This window comes from Candidatus Profftia tarda (assembly GCF_904848675.1).
Classification (GTDB): domain Bacteria; phylum Pseudomonadota; class Gammaproteobacteria; order Enterobacterales; family Enterobacteriaceae; genus Profftia; species Profftia tarda.
The window spans coordinates 99,600-119,424 of the sequence record NZ_LR890047.1; the positions used below are offsets into that span (position 1 = coordinate 99,600).

Annotated in this window: 11 protein-coding genes; 6 read left to right on the plus strand and 5 right to left on the minus strand. The window is 32.2% G+C overall.

Translation table 11 applies throughout. The features are described from left to right. Positions 1-281: 281 nt before the first annotated feature. The 3 genes from bamE (at position 282) to tldD (ending at position 9,255) form a co-directional block, all read left to right on the plus strand. Positions 282-626 carry an outer membrane protein assembly factor BamE gene (gene bamE, locus KTT71_RS00235; RefSeq protein ID WP_216782494.1) on the plus strand — a complete coding sequence of 115 codons (345 nt, stop codon included), beginning with the start codon at positions 282-284 and terminating at the stop codon, positions 624-626. A 2,649-nt stretch (positions 627-3,275) separates the two neighbouring features. Next, positions 3,276-7,064 carry a YhdP family protein gene (locus tag KTT71_RS00240; protein ID WP_216782495.1) on the plus strand — a complete coding sequence of 1,263 codons (3,789 nt, stop codon included), beginning with the start codon at positions 3,276-3,278 and terminating at the stop codon, positions 7,062-7,064. Between the two features lie 736 nt (positions 7,065-7,800). Beyond that, positions 7,801-9,255, plus strand: coding sequence for a metalloprotease TldD (tldD, locus tag KTT71_RS00245; RefSeq protein ID WP_216782496.1), 1,455 nt, complete (start codon positions 7,801-7,803; stop codon positions 9,253-9,255). 284 nt (positions 9,256-9,539) lie between these two features. On the opposite strand, the gene rplS is transcribed toward tldD, so the two are convergent. From rplS to ffh, 5 genes are all read right to left on the minus strand, one after another. Next, entirely contained in the window at positions 9,540-9,902 is a 363-nt protein-coding gene (rplS, locus tag KTT71_RS00250; RefSeq protein ID WP_216782497.1) for a 50S ribosomal protein L19, read from the minus strand. A gap of 70 nt (positions 9,903-9,972) precedes the next feature. Beyond that, entirely contained in the window at positions 9,973-10,734 is a 762-nt protein-coding gene (gene trmD / locus KTT71_RS00255) for a tRNA (guanosine(37)-N1)-methyltransferase TrmD (RefSeq protein WP_216782498.1), read from the minus strand. A 36-nt stretch (positions 10,735-10,770) separates the two neighbouring features. Beyond that, on the minus strand, positions 10,771-11,304 hold the full coding sequence (gene rimM, locus KTT71_RS00260) for a ribosome maturation factor RimM (protein ID WP_216782499.1): 534 nt from the start codon (positions 11,302-11,304) through the stop codon (positions 10,771-10,773). Next, positions 11,305-11,562: a 30S ribosomal protein S16 gene (rpsP, locus tag KTT71_RS00265; protein ID WP_216782501.1), complete on the minus strand. Its 258-nt coding sequence runs from the start codon at positions 11,560-11,562 to the stop codon at positions 11,305-11,307. Positions 11,563-11,759: 197 nt separating this feature from the next. Further along, the gene (gene ffh, locus KTT71_RS00270; RefSeq protein WP_216782502.1) at positions 11,760-13,124 is read right to left on the minus strand and encodes a signal recognition particle protein; all 1,365 of its coding nucleotides are present in this window, start codon (positions 13,122-13,124) and stop codon (positions 11,760-11,762) included. 3,470 nt (positions 13,125-16,594) lie between these two features. Between ffh and KTT71_RS00275 the strand changes: the two genes are divergently transcribed. The 3 genes from KTT71_RS00275 (at position 16,595) to mreD (ending at position 19,321) form a co-directional block, all read left to right on the plus strand. Next, positions 16,595-17,641, plus strand: coding sequence for a rod shape-determining protein (locus tag KTT71_RS00275; RefSeq protein WP_216782504.1), 1,047 nt, complete (start codon positions 16,595-16,597; stop codon positions 17,639-17,641). A gap of 147 nt (positions 17,642-17,788) precedes the next feature. Continuing rightward, the gene (mreC, locus tag KTT71_RS00280) at positions 17,789-18,793 is read left to right on the plus strand and encodes a rod shape-determining protein MreC (protein ID WP_216782716.1); all 1,005 of its coding nucleotides are present in this window, start codon (positions 17,789-17,791) and stop codon (positions 18,791-18,793) included. 33 nt (positions 18,794-18,826) lie between these two features. Further along, positions 18,827-19,321, plus strand: a complete 495-nt coding sequence (gene mreD / locus KTT71_RS00285) for a rod shape-determining protein MreD (protein ID WP_216782505.1) — start codon at positions 18,827-18,829, stop codon at positions 19,319-19,321. Positions 19,322-19,825: the final 504 nt, after the last annotated feature.

The following is a 19,825-nucleotide window of genomic DNA, read 5'->3' on the forward strand; positions in this document are numbered from 1 at the left end:
TTCAAGTAGTCGTTATTTTGCTGTTTTTTAGTTAGATGATCTCTGGTATACAAATAGCTCTTTTAGGTGTAGAGCGATTACAGTAATTAACGCTCTATGGCAATTTAATATTCTTTTAATCTGAAGATAAATACAGTATTTTGCATCAGGGCAGCATGAGGCTATTTTTTAAGATCAAAAAATTTGATAATGTCTAATATGGGGTATGCTGATGTGAAAATATGTATTTATTTGAACTTTAATTATCATGTGCCCTTAAGATTATAGGGATATGAACTTATATGTTTTATAAATTTCTTATCACTATTGTTGTGGTTACTCTTACTATAGGTTGCTCAACCGTCGAAAAATTCGTATATCGTCCTAATATAAATCAAGGGAACTATCTTATTCCTGATGATGTATCAAAAATCTGCATAGGTATGACAGAGCAGGAAGTAACCTACATATTGGGTGTTCCAATGCTAAAAGATCTGTTTGGTGCTAATACATGGTTCTATGTATTTCGCCAACAGTTAGGTTATATGGGATGGACTCAAGAAATATTGACTCTAAATTTTGATCGCAATGGTGTTTTAAATAATATAGAAAATACTAAAAATATTTCTGATAGTCATAAGGAGTAGTTTTATGCGTCTATTCTTAGGTAATCTTTAGTAATTTTTTATTGTTATTCTTATTTAGTATATTTATTATTTAAATAATAGACGATTAAGTAAGGTCTAGAATTACTAATATGGTTACATTAAATAGCGTTGTTAATATGCTTATATTTTCTTATCTGAGCACAAAATATATATTGTTGTATAATAACTGTTTTTGGAACAAGATTTAGGACATTAATTTGCTCAGACAGACAAATGTATGTATATGATATATTAGGTTCAACATATTTATGTCTTATTATGCGTGATATATATTGTTAAACTGATTACTCACTCTTTGTTCTATTTATATGCCTGCTTAAAAAGCATACGCAAGATGCCATGAATATGATACAGAAAACAACAGTGTGCATTGGCAAATAATTAGTGAGTACGATGTATCTATCAGTATTCAAAATATCTTATTAAATATAATTTTTAAATCCGTTATTATTGTGAGAAATATAGTCTATTCCGTGAACTATATGCAGTACAAATATTCTACATTAATTTTATCTATCATGTATTATATTTGTATGTTCTTCCATCTAGGTAGTTGTTAAGGTCGTGATTAAATGTCTTAACTAAATGATGTTGTTATAAAAACAACCGAAACTATATAGAATGTATAATTTAGTCAATTTGAACATTTTCTTTTACCCTTCTTTTATCTTATTTTACTGTATCTAAAATTCTAGTCTTGAAAAACAGCAAAGGGTCTCTTCTGTTGTGCGCTTATACTGCATTATTTTAAGCATATCAAAAATATAAATGATATAACCAAATAATACTCTGTGAGTCATTCACTAATAGGAAACTTTTAATGATTGTTAAATTTATTTATATTCTTTATGCCTATCTTACAAGAGGTTTGTTATTCAAGAATTATCTTAGTTGTTGATCTGGGTTATGAAGCCCTTGCATATCTTGTTGCATAATTTGTGTGTGAACGATTGCTTGCAGATATTTTACAATAGGACTAAGTCATCAGCATATTCCTTTGGGTATACAATATGTGTTATATCAGTATAGAAAGAGCGAAAATTTTCATCGGAAAATGTAGTAATAATCTCTGAGATCAATTTCTTTGGATAGATATTAAGGGATTTATGAAGTTTCTATGACACATTAGATCATGCTTTGCTTTAATATAATAACTTAGGTTATAAATGTTTCTTTTATGAAATTTTATAATTAATTATATTCTTAATACTTCAAGAATGTTACACATATTATCTAATATTTATGGATATAGTCATCTCCTATAGGAATAAATTCCTGGGGATTAATAGATCGCATAAATATATTATTACAAGTTAGTTTTCTATAAATATCTATTCTAGTATTTATTATTTATTCTTCTTAGGATTGCTCTTATTGTTAGCTGATAGAACTTATTAAATGAACGTATTATTGCACGTTTTGATAATCTAGAAAATATGATATTACTCATTGGTATTGCACATTGCTTCTTATGAGACTTCGTTTACACATACTAACATATTTATTCTGGCAAAATATAATATGTGCTTTTTGAATCCTTCATCATCTTATTGCAGTCAGTTCAAGACTAAGAAGAATAGTGGAACACATTTCTTCATATCGTGATGTTCATCTATTTTATATGATCCTAACTATAGATGTATAAGCATTTATGCTCAAATTTTCTTTAAAGATGCTAAATAGCGAACCATATATGGTTTTCTGATTAAGAAAAACATCTTAATAAAACATCGAGTAAGTATTAATAATACATTTATGTTATTTTCGACTTTTATGTAATCTGCTCTATATAATAAATATGTAATTTTATTCTCTATTGTTCACATATAAATTTGCATTTTCTGTACTAATTCATAGACATATCTTTGAGCAGTACTTTTGGCTATTGGTATTATTTTGAGAAGCACAATACATCCTGTATCATCTGTTGATGAATTCAAGAATTCTATTTATTATATGCTATCACTTCTATGCTAAATATTAAAGAATTGCTTCTATATATTCATTTAATAAAGATAATAGATAACAATAATGGATATAAATAATACAGAACTTTTTAGAAAATATAATTTATATGAAAATATATACATGCTATCACTACACTAACGCAGACATTGGTGCATGAGTGATCATTATAAAATATAATCGTTAAGAGATAATAATATATCTTCTATGTGAGATTAAGCTGTCATATCTTCACGCCTGCTACATTCTCATGTGATGCTGCCGATCAAGTGTCTCCTAAACCCAGCATACATGTTTTCCATTGATATAATTAGTATCAATAACTCGCAAGTAATATACGAAGTTATTAAGCATATGCAGTACAAGTATTTTTAAGATTTTGTATTTATAAATATTAAAATTATCTAAAAATTATTTATGTAATTTCATGTAGAATCTTACTAGTACAGCATGATTATTCAGGCAATCATTTCTTTTAATTAAAAATTTGCTATTTGGAAGTAATTACAAATAAAGCATCTAATTCTTTGGTAATTATTGGAGTTTTGTCTTTAAAGAGTTTAAAGTATATGTTTTATCTACTCTGCTGCCAGAATAATTAGATATGATAATGATTTGATTTCATAGTACTAAACTTACGATAATTATTTTAAGGAGCAGAGTGTGAGACAACTGTCTAAATACTTACTGCTAATATTAATTTTGTTAGTCGCACTAACATTAAGCGGTTTACGTTTGGCATTGCCTCATATTAATAATTATAAACAACAAATAGTTGAAAAGATTGAAGATTATTCTGGGATACCAATTAAAATTGGGCTCTTAGATGCTAGCTGGGAATCATTTGGTCCTGTCTTAGAAGTTCATGATATCTCTTTATTACATCCGCGAGGCAAGATCACTATTCAGCGAATGATAATTGCATTAGACGTCTTTAAATCCTTATTACATGGGCGATGGCAGTTACGAGAAGTAATTGTTGATCATGTAGACTCCCATAGTAATTTTCGCATGAAACAAACATCACTGAATTGGCATGGGTTAAATAAGAATAATATTAAGAATATTTTGCTGTATCAATTAGATCATTTAATGATTTGCAATAGCAAGATTATATTCCCTAGCCCATCTGGTGCGCGTATTCAATTTGATATTCCTAGCTTTACATTTTTAAAAACTGCTTCCCACTATCGTGGTGAGGGAGACATTGTTTGTTCTACTCATAAGGGTCAACAGGGTAAGATGCAAGTTCGAATAGATTTGCATGATAAAAAAGGTTTATTAATTAATGGTCAGGTTTATTTAAAGGCGGATGAATTTGCATTAAAGCCTTGGCTTGGCTGTTTTCTAGAATCTAAGATGGGTTTAAATACTGATAAGTTTAGCTTAGTATCATGGCTTTTTATAAGACATGGTAAGATTCAGAGCGGGCGTTTGGTTCTTAATCACGGTGCAGCTATATGTAATGCGGAGAATAAGCAGCATGCTATCATGGTAGATCGCTTACATTTACAAATGGTTCGAGTTGATGGAGGATTTTATTTTTATATTCCGCAGCTCAACTTCTCTACTGATGAAATTGCTTGGCCAAAAGGATCTTTAAGCGCTTTGTATCTACCTGCGCATCTACAGTCTATTTCGCATAATAAACCAGAAGAGTTACGAATCAGAGCAACTGATTTACAATTAGAGCTTATTGAACCCATTTTCACAACATTATCATTCTTAATGCCTGATACTATTCTTTCCTATTGGGGTAAAATACACCCAAAAGGACATATTACTTATATAGGATTAGATATTCCCTTACAGCAACCTGAACGCTTGCGATTTGTTGGTTCATGGGAGGATGTCAGCTGGCAGCTGTGTAAGACATTTCCTGGTATTAGTCATTTTGACGGTATTATTTCCGGTAGCTCTATTCATGCAGGATTAAGATTTTCTTTAGAAAAGATTGTATACCCTTCTACTAATGTCTTATCGAAGATTCCATTAAAGATCAGTCACGCTAGCGGATATACCTCATTCATTCAAAATGATCAAGGATGGTTTATATCAGGGGATCATCTAAATATGAAGGCTAATTCTTTATTTATAACTGGAGACTGTAGATACCAACATCCTAAAAATATACAGTCCTCTCTTAGTATGTTGTCGGGAACGCGCTTTTATGATTTCAGACAAACATGGAGATCTTTTCAAGAGCATTTTATGATGGGAGCATATTTAGTAGATAATTCTGCTGGTTCTCAAAAAATCTTTGTGGGTTATAATCCGAGCTTAGTATGCTTGAAAAATACGCACGATTCTCCACATAATAATCAAGAGCAATGCGAGATCTTCAGAAGATTAATCAATACTGGTGTTCTTTTCTGCCCTACTTGGATGCCTCACAATAATTTAAGAATAAATTTAGATTTTTTAAAATATTGTTTACGGCTAGAAAAAAGATCTAGTAATTCAGGGGGTCTCATATTTCAATATATAACAGCTACTATCCCGTCCCAGAAAAAAGAAAAGTTCTTTATTAATGCAAATTTTTCTGGGCCATTTCATGCAATTCATCAATTCTTTAAAGAGGTTAAGATCTCTAAGTTTTCAGGCAACTTTCTGAATAAAATAAAAGTGAATGGAGATGTCAGCGGGCGTTTACATGCAGAGATTCCTTTTTATGGCGACAAGATTAAAGCAAAGGGTAATATTGATTTCAAAAATAACTCTATACTGATTAAACCGCTAGATAATAGTATTGGCCATATCAATGGCTCTTTATATTTCAGTAATGGCAACATAACGAGTAGTTTAATACGTGCCTCTTGGCTTGGTCAGCCAATTAGTTTTACTATAATAACCTCGGAAGTTACGGAAGGTGTGATTCTTAATTGTATGTTAAAGTCCGATTGGCAGCCGGCTAATCTGCCAGGCATTTCTATAGAGCTTGCTAAATACTTCCGCGGTTACGCACATTGGACCACTAAAGTTTTTCTAAAACTGTCGTGCAAAGCATATATATCTTATGAAATTCAAATGAATGCAGATCTGAGAGATATTAGTAGTACATTACCCGCTCCCTTACAGCATAAAGCGTGTAGAGAAGCGTTACCACTGGTATTGAATGCTAAAGGTAATATTGATAGCTTTATACTTTCAGGAAATTTAGGTCGTAGGAACTATTTCAGCAGTGAGTTTATTTTGCAAAAACATGGAATAAAGCTAGCGCGAGCTGTCTGGAGGGATAGGACTTCTAAAGTTCCAGAGTTACCAGTTAGTGAGGTATTAATATTCAATCTGCCCGCATTTAATGGCAAAGAATGGTTGGATCTAATTAATCCTGAGTTAATAAAAAAATATAAACAGAAATCTTATAGTTTTACCTACCCAGAGAAGATTAACTTTACTACTCCAAAGTTAACTTTAGCCGGCCAAATATGGCATACAATAACATTTTCGGCTTCAAAACTAGAAAATGCTATCCATATTAATATTGATGGGAATGAACTTAATGGTCTGGTTATTCTAAATAATAATATGATACAGGCTAATTTTAAGTATCTGCATTATGACCCTGAGTGGAGTATATTATCTGTAGCAGATAATAATATAATCGTACATCCTTCTCATATAGATCATTTTCCATTCAGTAAATGGCTAAGTATTAAGCTCCGCTGTCACGATGGATGGATTATGGGTCAACGCCTGCAACAGGTTAATTTTGATATTACTCCCAATAGGGAAGCATTGACGTTAAATTATGGTTTGATCAATACAGGAAATACTCAACTAATTTTTGAGGGCTTCTGGAAACAAAAGGGAATTCAAAATTATACCTTTCTTAAAGGTAATCTTAAAGGTTCTGATATCACTAGTACTAGTGACTATTTTGGTTTTAACTCATTACCAAAAAAATCACCTTTTAATATTAAATGTGATCTAAATTGGATTGGCCCACCCTGGAGGCCATACGTGCGTTCGATTAATGGTAGCATAAGTATTGAGTTGGGCAAGGGTGAAATTGATAAAGCCACTGTCGGTAGCGTTGGACAAATATTACGTTTAGTTAGTGTTGACGCATTATTACGTAAATTAAAATTAGATTTCAGCGATACTTTTGGCAATAGATTTTATTATGATAGTATTCGCGGTAATGGTAAGTTGAGTAATGGTGTTCTAGCCACTCATGATTTGTTGATTGATGGTTTGTCTGCTGATATAGCGATGAATGGATTGGTAAATTTTATCACAAGACGCATTAGTATGCAAGCAATTGTTGCACCAGATCTTTCATCTACTGTAGGAGTTGCTACTGCTTTTATCATTAATCCTATTGTGGGGGCAGCAGTGTTTGCCGGATCCAAAGTTTTAGCACCTTTGTGGAATAAAATATCTCTGATATGTTACAATATTACGGGCAGTTTAGGTGATCCATCCATTAATAAAGTTTTGTGTAAATAAAAGTATCAAATAGCGGTCATGGAGTTTTAACTATACTATGAAATGAGAAAATATTATTTTTGATAAAATATTTCTCTACACGGTAACCCAGAGAGACTGTAGATCTTGTATTTAATAGACTAATATTTTTATTTTTAAATATAGGAATGAACGAAAATAGTTGAGTTCTATAAGAAGATGCTCAATTAGGTGTATTAAAATTTTAAATAAAATATTTTCTACTTCTCTGAATATCTTTATATTAAAATCTGTCTTAAGGAAACCTATTAATAAATTTACGCTTTTCTATTAAAGCTCTATTTCATGCATTTAGTTATTATTAATATAGCATATCCGGGAGGGTATCTTATCACGCGTATAAGACAATAATAGATCTAATTTGTACAGAAAACTATACTGCGTCGGTTTTTAGTATAATTTAATAAAATTATTAAATATTAGTTAAAAACTGAATCAGGTTTGGCTGTCTTTAAATAGAAAATAAATTATATATTTTATGTTTTTAACGGCAAAACAATTATCATGGATAAAAAATAAAAATATTTTTGAAGAAATTATATGTTAATCAGTTATTATTTAAGATAATTTTCAATTAAGTGATGATGTAATTATCGCTAAATTAATATACAGAGACTAGTTTCTTTTTTAAAAGATTAGAAATATATATTTTTTGTGGTAACTTATATGAGGCTGCTTGCGTAAGCAGGTTATTTTTGATAAAAAGAGCAAAAAGAATATGAGCATCACGTTCGTAAGCGAGCAGTTATTAGCTGCCAATAAATTAAGTGATCAAGATCTATTATCAGTCCTAGATATATTAACTGAACGTCAGATTGACTATGCTGACTTGTATTTTCAGTTTAGCTGCCATGAATCCTGGGTTATGGAAGACCGCATTATTAAAGATGGTTCTTATGATATAGATCAAGGTGTTGGTATTCGTGCTGTTAGCGGCGATAAAACTGGTTTTGCCTATGCCGATCATATTAGTCTGAAAACCCTGCATCAAAGTGCTCGAGCTGCTCGGAGTATCGTGCGTGAAGATGGTCAAAAAATAGACTATCGCTTGAATAAAGTACAGCATAACCTATTGTATCCAATGACTAATCCACTGCAAAGTGTGTCACGACAAGATAAGATTGATCTATTATATCGTATAGATAATACTGCACGCTCTCAAGATCCTCGTGTCCAGGAGGTGTCTGCGAGCATTACCGGTATGTATGAGCTTATCCTGGTAGTCGCTACTGATGGTACTTTTGCAGCAGACGTACGCCCTCTTGTGCGTATTTCAGTAAGTGCACTAGTAGAAGAACGTGATGGCCGTCGCGAGCGTGGTTCTAGTGGAGGTGGTGGACGTACTGGTTACGAATACTTTTTTGAATTAGTAAGCGATAGCGATGGTATACGAGCAGATGTTTTTGCTAAGGAAGCAGTGCGCATTGCTCTAGTAAATCTAGAAGCTGTTTCAGCTCCAGCCGGTTCAATGCCAGTAGTCTTGGGTTCTGGTTGGCCAGGAATATTGTTACATGAAGCAGTAGGGCACGGTTTAGAGGGAGACTTTAACCGACGTGGCACTTCTGTTTTTAGTGGTCATATTGGAGAGTTAGTCGCTTCTAAGCTATGCACTGTAGTTGATGATGGTACTATGATCGGTAGCCGTGGTTCTTTAACAATTGATGATGAAGGTGTACATAGTCAGCGCACTGTGCTAATTGAAAAAGGTATTCTAAAAGGTTTTATGCACGATAAAATGAATGCACGCCTTATGGGAGTCTCGCCAACCGGAAATGGTAGACGTGAATCTTATGCACATCTGCCCATTCCACGCATGACTAATACCTATATGCTTGCAGGTGAATCCAGTCCTCAAGATATTATTTGCAGTGTTGAGTATGGCTTATATGCTCCAAATTTTGCGGGGGGGCAAGTAGATATTACTTCTGGAAAATTTGTTTTCTCTACTGCAGAAGCTTATCTGATTGAGAACGGTAAAATTACAAAACCAGTAAAAAGTGCTATGCTGATTGGTTCTGGTATGGAAGCAATGCAGCAAATATCTATGGTTGGAAATGATCTTGCTCTAGATAAAGGTGTAGGAGTATGTGGTAAGGATGGACAAAACATACCTGTTGGTGTTGGGCAGCCAACGCTGAAGTTAGATGCAATCACCGTTGGTGGTACTGCGTAACAATTCTAGAGTGTAGAATATTTATTACTAATTAATTTCAATAATAATATAATAACCCTATTAGAAAGAAATAGTTTTAATATTATTAGCATGTTATAGAAATTACTGTAGTAGAAATACAGTGTGTATATTTATTGTTATATCATTTAAAATATATTTTGTGCGGATTTAAATATTATTGCATTCGATAAGTTATCCATAGTATATCTTTGGCTTGTATTATTAATAAAATAAATGATTAAATGATGAATTTAGTATATGCTTATAGCAAGTAATATTAAATATTATTTAATATTTGATGCTAGACGTTCTTTAATACGAGTAGCTTTACCAACACGTTGGCGTAGGTAGTATAGTTTTGCTCTACGAACAGCGCCGCGACGTTTAACAATAATATCATCAATGAGTGGTGAATGAGCTTGAAATACACGTTCCACTCCTTCCCCGCTAGAGATTTTACGAACCGTAAATGAAAAATTTACACTACGACGTTTTCTAATTGCGATAACTAGACCCTCGAAAGATTGCAGACGCTTTTTAGATCCTTCAGCTACCCACACCTTGACTTCTAGAGAATCTCCTACACGGAATCTAGGTAAGTCTTCTTTTACTTGCTCTTGTTCTATTTGTTGAATGATATTATTCATAATAAATGTCTCTTTACCTGGTTAACATAATTAATATATAAGATCGTTTCATATGAAAGAATTAAAACATTTAATTCATGAGATCTTCCTCTTCTAGAATGTATTCTTTGCAGAACTGCGCTAATAGTTCCTTATGTTCTTCATTTAGATAGTATATCTTCAGAAGATCAGGTCTTCTGAGCCATGTACGACCTAGCGATTGCTTTAAGCGCCAGCGGCGAATATTTTCATGATTTCCTGAAAGCAAAACCCGAGGTACTTGCATGCCGTCTAATACTTCAGGACGGGTAAAATGCGGATAATCTAGTAATCCTCTAACAAATGAATCTTCTAAAGCTGAATCTTGACGAGAAAGTACTCCAGGAATAAAACGTGATACTGAATCAATCAGTGTCATGGCCGGAATTTCGCCGCCGCTTAGTACATAATCCCCAATCGACCATTCTTCGTCTATTTCAGTTTGAATAAGGCGCTCATCGATACCTTCATATCGGCCACAAACTAGGATTACACTTTTGTTATTTGCTAGGTTTATAATTTCTTTCTGTTCGAGCTTTCGTCCTTGCGGAGAGAGATAGATCACTGATTTTACTTCTTTTGCTGCTTTTTTTGCAGCGTGTATAGCTTTCTTTAAAGGTTCTACCATCATTAACATTCCAGGGCCACCACCGTAAGGGCGGTGATCAATAGTACGATGTTTATCTTCTGTAAAATCTCGAGGATTCCAACATTGTATGCTTATGAGGCCATTTTTAATAGCTCTACCAGTGACCCCGTAATCCGTGATTGCGCGGAACATTTCAGGAAATAGACTAATGATTCCGATCCACATGATTGAATTAAAATCATCCTCTTTCAGTGATACAGGCTAGAAGAGAGGATCCCAATCGACTTGAATAGTATGAGTATTGAGATCAATATCCTTGATTACTTGTCCGTTGATAAACGGTATTAAACGATTCTTTATAACGCTTGTATCGTGCATTCTTTCTTGAACTACTAAAACATCGTTAGACCCGGTTTCCATAATATTAGTAATTTTACCGAGGTTATAACCAGCAGTAGTTACTATTTTGCAGTCTAATAGATCTTGCCAATAAAAATCACCATTTTCTAATGTTGGTAACTGAGAATATTCAACCACTATACTAAGATTAGTAATTGTACTTGCAATTTCTGGGAAATCAAAACCCTGAATTTTAGCAACAAAATATTGATTATGATGTCTCCATTTTTCTAATTCGATACAAATCCAGTGATTATCTTTTTGGATAAACCATGGCTGATATTCAAAAATTTTTTCGTTTTCTTCTGTGGATGAAAAAACTCTAATCCAACCGTTAATACCGTAAGAAGAACCGAAACTGCCAAGAACAACTGGATTAATTATTTGTTTATCCATTTAATTTACTAAAACATTTTTATTAAATTGTCTCATCAGTGTAGAAGCTCGCTTGGAAAGCGTTGCGCCTACACTGATCCAGTAATTTATGCGATTTACATCCAAAGACATAGTATTTGCCTGGCCTGATGCCAGTGGATTAAAAAAGCCAACTCGTTCTATAAAGCTACCATCACGTGCATTACGACTATCGGTTACTACTACTTGATAAAAAGGACGCTTCTTAGCGCCTCTACGTGCTAAACGAATTGTTACCATAAAAAATCCTCAGTCAATCGAAAATGAGCTCACATGTTATCAGGAGATTATCTGATGTAGGAATTGCATCTTTCCTTTAAATTACTGCATTTAGGAATCTAAAAAGACATAAAAAATTTTTACTAATATTAGTACCAATAATAATCTAAAATTAATTAAATTATTATTTGTAGTGTCTTGACAAATTACATCAGGAATTAATGACCAAAAAATTTTTTAGAAATTATACCCTCTATACCATGAATCATTTTTTTAGGTAAACTTCCTGTTTTCATTTGTTTCATCAAACGCCGCATATTATCAAAGTGTTTAAGTAAACGGTTGATATCTTGCATTTGCATCCCCGAACCTTGTGCTATGCGACGTTTGCGGGAGCCCTTAATAATTTCTGGGTTAGCGCGTTCTTTTAATGTCATAGATTTTATGATTGACTCCATATCTATTAAAAGTTTATTATCGATTTGATTTTTAAGATTTTCCGGTAATTGTCCTATGCCTGGCATTTTTTCTAGAATAGAATGTATTCCGCCCATATCACTCATTTGTCTTAGTTGACACATAAAATCATTCAGGTTAAAACCTTCTCCTTGCTTAATTTTTTGTGCTAACTTTTCAGTTTGTGCATAATCAATTTTACTCTCAATATCTTCAATCAGTGACAGAACGTCTCCCATACCTAAAATACGAGAAGCTATACGATCAGGATAGAATGGTTCTAGAGCTTGTTGTTTTTCTCCTACACCTAAGAATTTAATTGGTATATTTGTAATATGACGAACAGATAAAGCAGCGCCGCCGCGGATATCTCCGTCTACTTTTGTTAGTACTATACCGGTTAACTGTATTTTTTCTTGAAAAGCTTTAGCTGCATTAGCCGCATCTTGGCCTGTCATTGCGTCTACGATGAATAGTGTTTCTATTGGATTAATCGTATCATAAATTTGTTTTATTTCGTTCATCATAACTACATTAATATGCATACGACCTGCAGTATCGACTATCAAAACATCATATAATTTTTGTTTCGCAAATTGCAATGCAGATTTAACAATTTCTATTGGTTTTTCTGTAATTTCTGATGGAAAGAAGTCTATCTCTGCTTCTTTAGCTAAAGTTTCTAACTGTTTAATCGCTGCAGGTCTATAAACATCAGAGGAAACAACCAAGACTTTCTTTGTATATTTTTCTTTAAGAAACTTGCCTATTTTACCAACGCTAGTTGTTTTTCCTACACCTTGCAATCCGGCTATTAAAATAACTGCTGGTGGTTGGGTAACTAAATTGATTTCGGTATTTACCGCACCCATGGCGTGTGTCATTTCTTTTTTAACAATGCTTAGAAATGATTGACTAGGGGTAAGGTTTTTGTTGACCTCACGACCTAACGCGGCTTTTTTCACTCGATCAATGAAGTTAACAACCACCGGTAGTGCGACATCTGCGTCTAGTAATGCTATGCGCAATTCACGAAGAGTTTCTTTGATATTCTCTGCCGTGATACGTCCTTGACCACTAATATTGCGCAATGCGCGCGATACTTTCTCACTTAAATTATCAAACATGATTTCTCTGCCGAAGTTTAAGGCTCGCTGTTTAATTGACAGCGTCGATAAATGTTAGTGCACTCAGTAGTGCACACCCCTTTAATTTTTCCAGTGCAGATTATCTAGAGTATAATTTTAGTAAATTCATATGAATACCCATTACATAGATAATATAGTTAAAATTAATAGAAAGAAATAATCCTATGTCATTATTGTTTGTTCACTAAAAAGCATAATTATGATAAACAGAGTCATTTCTTATATAAGACATATTACTTCTCTTTTCCTCATTAGTAATTGCAGTTATCTTTCATCAGTGCGTCATACAACAGATAGTTTTTCTGAATTTGATGATATTTTAAATAGGACATGTTTCAGCAAATTGCTATAAGGCTTTAAATTTAATACACGCGCTTAAAGCGCATGTATTCTTAATTAGTATTACTTTATTAGTGGTTACTATAAAATAAAATTAAATATATTAATAGAAATAATATCTGAAGAAATTCAATAATATGGAGTATACTAAATTAATTGACTACTTATCCATGTACACATGAATCTTCCATTGTTCATATTAGCAATAATCTCTGCTATATTCATTCTGCTATATTTATTCTGCTATATTAATCGCGTCTAAATTTTTACATATAATAATTTTAGCACCATAAATTTTGATATTTATCCGCTTTATAACTGAAGGATGATTGTTTATTATTTTAAATATGTGCAATGATTTCTCTATCAGATAGTATCTATCTTATTATATTTCCTATGTTATCATATCCTAAATACAGTATTTAGTTCTACTGTCATTTTATCGAAAAATACAAAATCATGAAAATATCATGATGATAAATAGTTATACTAGGAGAACAATGCATTGATTATTATGTATTCAGCAAATAATCCGGATATCACTACCTAAAAATTAGTCAATATCATTTATTCCTTATCTTGTTCTCTAAAAGGTTATTATTTTATCAAAAAATTTTTTTCCTAATCTAGAATAATCATGATCTCTAATGTGTTAGAAATAGTACGTGATTACTAATATTATGCACAGGCTAATAAATCTGCTTACTTCTCGAAGAGCGTGTGTGAGTTTTAAAATTATGTCATAAATCTTGTAAACCCTATTAAATAATTTTTTGCTTATTTTGATAAGCTTGTTGTTTTCTAAAAACATATTGCAAGGATATTATTATGAAATAATCAATTGAGTAGTTGCTGTAAAATATTACATATAATGCCTGTGCTGCTTAAATATATTGAATAAATATAATGTAAATATCAATTTAGAAATATCGGGCTATTAAAATTTTTATAGAGTTCTAAACCTCTCATATTATTTTTGAAAATTGTAGCGTATTTATCACTGCAGTGATATAGAAGTCAAATCTATATTATTAATTAGATAATAAGTAAATTAACTTTTATTGCCGCATATCATGTGGGATATATTAGTACAATAGAATTATTATACAATACTAATTTTTAGTACTTTCTGTTATTACTAGAAATTCTATCGATAAAATTAATAGAGGTTTTAGTATAATCTTTTACAAAATTTTATTAAGCAGTACAAACTGATATAGAGAGATTATATTTGTGTAATTTTCATTCGATTTCTATTTTAAAAAAATGTTTTATTTATTCATTTTATCAGATCTTTAAGATTAAAACTATGCTACTTATTTAATAATATTTCTTTACAATGTATCTAAAATTTCTTAGATCATTTAATCTTTATTGAGATAAAAATTTATATTTTCTTGATTTCTGATAGAATTATAATTCTGAGAAATAAAAATATTTTAGATACTAATCTAATATTTAATAAATGCATTATGTCCTGATTAATTTTGTTATAACGCTTATCTAACGTAAGTAGATACAATGTGTAAACAAGATCTATCAGCTAGGAATCACTCAACAGAATAATTATTCTACATTTTAACTCATTAATGCAGTTAATTTAGCTGATTATTATGCAGATGTAAGAGGAACAAAGAAATTATCTAATCTATAGAAGTGATTGATATTTTTAACCGCAGATTATTAACAAACTTTATATCATTTGCAAATGATATGGTTTTCTATCATTTGCTTAAAATAATTATTAAATAAGCATCTTCTACATTACTAATTTATTGCAAAATTGAATTATTACATCTCAGAACACAAAATAATAAATATCATTTATTTTTTATCAAAGAGCAACTACAACAGTACAATGTATTGCCATCGATATATCTGTGTACAGATTACTTACTTGTTATAAAAAATAATCATCTCTCTTTTCTATAGGCGTAATAATTTGTATTATTTAAGTAGTTTTAGTGTGTTTCTCTGGGCAGCTATGTTTCTATCCTTAAAACATAAATAATGATCTTATAATTTCAAAAAATTTTATAATTATCATGGATACCTTTAATTTTTGAGCAGATGTATGATATACCCAATAGCAAAGCATTTAACTTAATATCTGCTCGATTATTATGTGCCTGTATATTTCCCGGATCTATAACTTAGGATCAACAAAAGCAAAAATTTTTTAATATACAAATAATATACTACTATTCTATGTGAGATTATTAAAATTAACCACCTAATATATATTTGTGAATTTAGATCATATCTTATCTAAAATCATATTATCACTAGATTTTTTTTATAAAAAAATGATATAAAATAATTACATTACTATGAGATCTCTCTTTAGAGAATAATTTTCTTGTGTTACTAGATCTTCTGATCCAGGATATTTCTTGATAATCTTTAGATTCTTTAGTATTAATTGAGTGATATAGATTTATGCCAGATCACTTACTCTAATTTAGCAAGTAATATATCATGATTAAATAAATTTTTAAGAGGATCGTTTAATTTTCATAATTATTTATAAGGAATATATAAAGTAATGATTAATATAGATCAAAGTAAATGTAAATCTTTAGATAAACTAGTAGGTTTAGTCTAATTATATAGGTATTAGTTGTTTATTAGTGGTATTTATTTTTATTTTACTAAAGACTATACTAAAATCATTATAACAGAAATATTCTCATAAGAGATATATTTAGTCAATACAGCTAATCCTACGTAATAGTGTTTGGTGGACTACACATGACACTAATTGTATAAGATTTTATCTATCGCTGTTTAGTAGAAAAATCAAAAATTGTTCTTAAATATATTTAAAATAATCACGTTTCCCTGTGAATAGCTATCTTGTCTAGTTAGATGCTAAAGGTTACTTATATTTGTTATACTATTCTGCAAATAATTACTCTATTTTTATTTTGATATCTATTAAATTGAGATTATTTTGTTCTTCTCCTGATATTTATACTGAATTTTTGAATATCAAAATATATCAACTTCAGCGAAGTAGGAGTGCTTTGTGTACCTTATAGCTGCTTTTCATAGTTATTAAAGTTTATTAATTTTATTGTTAGACCAGATTTCAGGATTATCTTTTATTTATGTTTAAGAAATTTCGTGGTATTTTTTCAAATGATTTATCCATCGATTTGGGTACAGCTAATACTCTGATTTATGTGAAAGGACAAGGCATTGTATTAAATGAACCATCAGTAGTAGCTATTCGTCAGGATCGTGCTGGTTCTCCGCAAAAAAGTGTAGCTGCAGTAGGATATGAAGCTAAGCAAATGCTAGGTCGTACGCCTGGTAATATTGCTGCAATTCGTCCTATGAAAGATGGTGTAATAGCTGATTTCTTCGTTACTGAAAAGATGTTGCAGTACTTTATTAGACAAGTTCACAGTAATAGTTTAATACGACCAAGTCCGCGCGTTCTAGTCTGTGTTCCCGTTGGTGCAACTCAGGTTGAACGTCGTGCAATTCGTGAATCTGCGCAAGGAGCCGGTGCTAGAGAAGTATTTTTGATTGAAGAACCAATGGCTGCAGCAATAGGCGCGGGATTGCCTGTTTCTGAAGCAACAGGATCAATGGTTGTAGATATTGGTGGCGGCACAACAGAAGTAGCGGTGATTTCTTTGAACGGAGTAGTTTACTCTTCTTCTGTTCGTATTGGGGGTGATCGTTTTGATGAATCTATAATTAATTATGTGCGCCGCAACTACGGCTCACTGATTGGTGAAGCAACTGCTGAGCGAATTAAGCATGGTATTGGTTCTGCCTACCCAGGTGATGCTCTGAGCGAGATTGAAGTTCGTGGGCGTAACCTAGCTGAAGGTGTGCCGCGTGCCTTTACCTTAAACTCTAAAGAAATTCTTGAAGCACTGCAAGAGCCTTTGACTGGGATCGTCAGTGCAGTTATGGTGGCTTTAGAACAGTGTCCACCAGAGCTGGCTTCTGACATATCTGAGCGTGGCATGGTTCTGACCGGCGGTGGTGCACTCTTACGTAATTTTGAATGTTTGCTGATGGAAGAGACAGGGATTCCAGTTGTGGTTGCAGAAGACCCCTTAACTTGCGTAGCACATGGTGGCGGTAAAGCACTAGAAATGATAGATATGCATGGCGGAGATCTATTTAGTGAGGACTAAAATTGTTGTGATTTATATTTCGCATGCTTTCCGGTAATTCTAGCTGTTGTTATGTGATTTTTAATTTTTAATTAGGCTATAATAACCTGAATGCTTAATATTATTCTCTAAATTGCTTGCCTTCTGCGATCCATGATAGTTTATTTTATGAACCCACTTTTTTCTAGAGGTCCTGCTGTGCATTTGCGATTTTTTATAGCCATCATTTTTTCTATACTATTAGTTATTGCAGATAGTAGCTTTAGCATGTTCACAAGCATTAGAAGCTATCTGGATACCTTTGTTAGCCCATTGTACTATCTATCTAATGGACCTCGTAAAATTATAGAAAATGTAGCTAATTCCTTAGCCACTCGAGAGCAGTTGAAGTTAGAAAACAAAGCATTACGTCAAGAACTCTTATTTAAAAATAGTGATATTTTGTTACTGGGTCATTTTAAACAAGAGAATGCTCGCTTACGTGCACTATTAGATTCATCATTACGTTCGGATGAGCATAAAATGCTTACACAGGTTATTGCAAAGTTACCCGATCCTTATAGCGATCAGGTGATCATAGATAAAGGTAGTAACAGTGGGGTATATTTAGGGCAGCCAATTATCAGTGACAAAGGAGTTGTTGGTCAGGTAGTTTCAGTTGCTAAGATGACCAGTAGAGTGCTGCTTATTTGTAATGCATCGCATGCCCTGCCTATTCAGGTCTTACGTAATGAGATCCGTCTCCTAGCTATGGGCAGAAGTTGTATGGATGATCTCGAGCTTGAACATATGCCGCTCGATACGGATATCCTCGTCGGTGATGTTCTGGTAACCTCCGGATTAGGAGGACGATTTCCAGAAGGTTATCCTGTTGCCATTGTTTCTTCAGTAAAAGTTGATAATCAGCGTGCTTATACTATTATAAAAGCGCGTCCAACTGCGGGATTACATCGTTTGCGTTATGTGCTATTGCTATGGGCATGTAAGCATAAAGATACTATGTCTCCAAATGAAGTACATCATGTTGCTAATGAACGTATAATGCAGCAATCCTTAAATAAAGATCGTATACAAGCATCATTTTTTATGGAATATAATAGTGATGAGAACCGACTGGCTATTTTAAATACAGCACAAACAAGCAATTTAAGCAGTTCAATGCTTGTAGTATAGATTTCTCCAAGCATATGAAAGGAGATGTTATTCATGTGCAGATATAATGATCACAGTTGCTGGGGTATTTGGTTATTTTTTGTTTTAGCTTTTGTTTTACAGATTATGCCATGGCCTGATAAATTGATGATGTTACGTCCAAATTGGTTAGCTTTATTTCTTATTTATTGGGTTATGGCAGCACCTAAACAGGTTAACATTGGTACTGGTTTTATTCTGGGTATAATATGGGATGTGATTGTAGGTTCAACGCTTGGTATTCGTGGATTGGCGTTAAGTCTACTATCCTATTTTGTTGCATTCGAGTGTCATCGTTTTCGCAATATGCAACTTTGGAAACACGGATGTATGGTTGTCTTACTTACGGCTGCAATGGACATTATTATTTCTTGGGGAGAATTTATTATTGGAAATGCTTCTTTTCATCCTGAACTATTTTGGAGTAGCTTTGTTAATGGTATGCTATGGCCGTGGTTATTCTTGCTAATAAGTAAGCTGAGGCAGCGCTACTTATTTAACAGACAATAGGGTGCATATAGCAAGAATTTTTAAAACTATATGTTAAAAACATCTTTTGGTGATTTGCAATTATACATCAGCTTTAATATCATGATTAGTAATTAAAACAATAAGATTAGATCTTATTGTTTTAAAATGATGTATAGACGATTTATTCAAGTATCCTGCACTTACAAATTGATATTTGAAGCGTTATTGAATAACCTTTAATATTCAGGGAATACCTGTTTTTTTATTATAGCACTTTTAGATATCATAAATGAATAAAATATTCACATTTGAACTAGCAGTTCGCATAATAGCTCTTTTCTGCATAATATTATTTCTTTAATAAATCTGATTCTAAAAATAAAGATTAATATATTATTCTAAGTATTTAATAATATATCCTGCTATGATCTATGTCTAATAAAGTATCGATTAATTGATACTGTTTGAAAATATTATTGAATATTTTTAAATATTTTATCAACCCAGCCTATTTATACTTCTAGTTACTGTATCGCAGCTGCA

What these genes read in the sequence shown, in the direction of transcription:
- ffh (WP_216782502.1), bottom strand. Translation starts at nt 13,124, where the DNA reads ATGTTTGATAATTTAAGTGAGAAAGTATCGCGCGCATTGCGCAATATT.
- trmD (WP_216782498.1), bottom strand. Translation starts at nt 10,734, where the DNA reads ATGTGGATCGGAATCATTAGTCTATTTCCTGAAATGTTCCGCGCAATC.
- rplS (WP_216782497.1), bottom strand. Translation starts at nt 9,902, where the DNA reads ATGAATAATATCATTCAACAAATAGAACAAGAGCAAGTAAAAGAAGAC.
- mreD (WP_216782505.1), top strand. Translation starts at nt 18,827, where the DNA reads ATGTGCAGATATAATGATCACAGTTGCTGGGGTATTTGGTTATTTTTT.
- KTT71_RS00275 (WP_216782504.1), top strand. Translation starts at nt 16,595, where the DNA reads ATGTTTAAGAAATTTCGTGGTATTTTTTCAAATGATTTATCCATCGAT.
- bamE (WP_216782494.1), top strand. Translation starts at nt 282, where the DNA reads ATGTTTTATAAATTTCTTATCACTATTGTTGTGGTTACTCTTACTATA.
- rpsP (WP_216782501.1), bottom strand. Translation starts at nt 11,562, where the DNA reads ATGGTAACAATTCGTTTAGCACGTAGAGGCGCTAAGAAGCGTCCTTTT.
- tldD (WP_216782496.1), top strand. Translation starts at nt 7,801, where the DNA reads ATGAGCATCACGTTCGTAAGCGAGCAGTTATTAGCTGCCAATAAATTA.
- rimM (WP_216782499.1), bottom strand. Translation starts at nt 11,304, where the DNA reads ATGGATAAACAAATAATTAATCCAGTTGTTCTTGGCAGTTTCGGTTCT.
- mreC (WP_216782716.1), top strand. Translation starts at nt 17,789, where the DNA reads ATGAACCCACTTTTTTCTAGAGGTCCTGCTGTGCATTTGCGATTTTTT.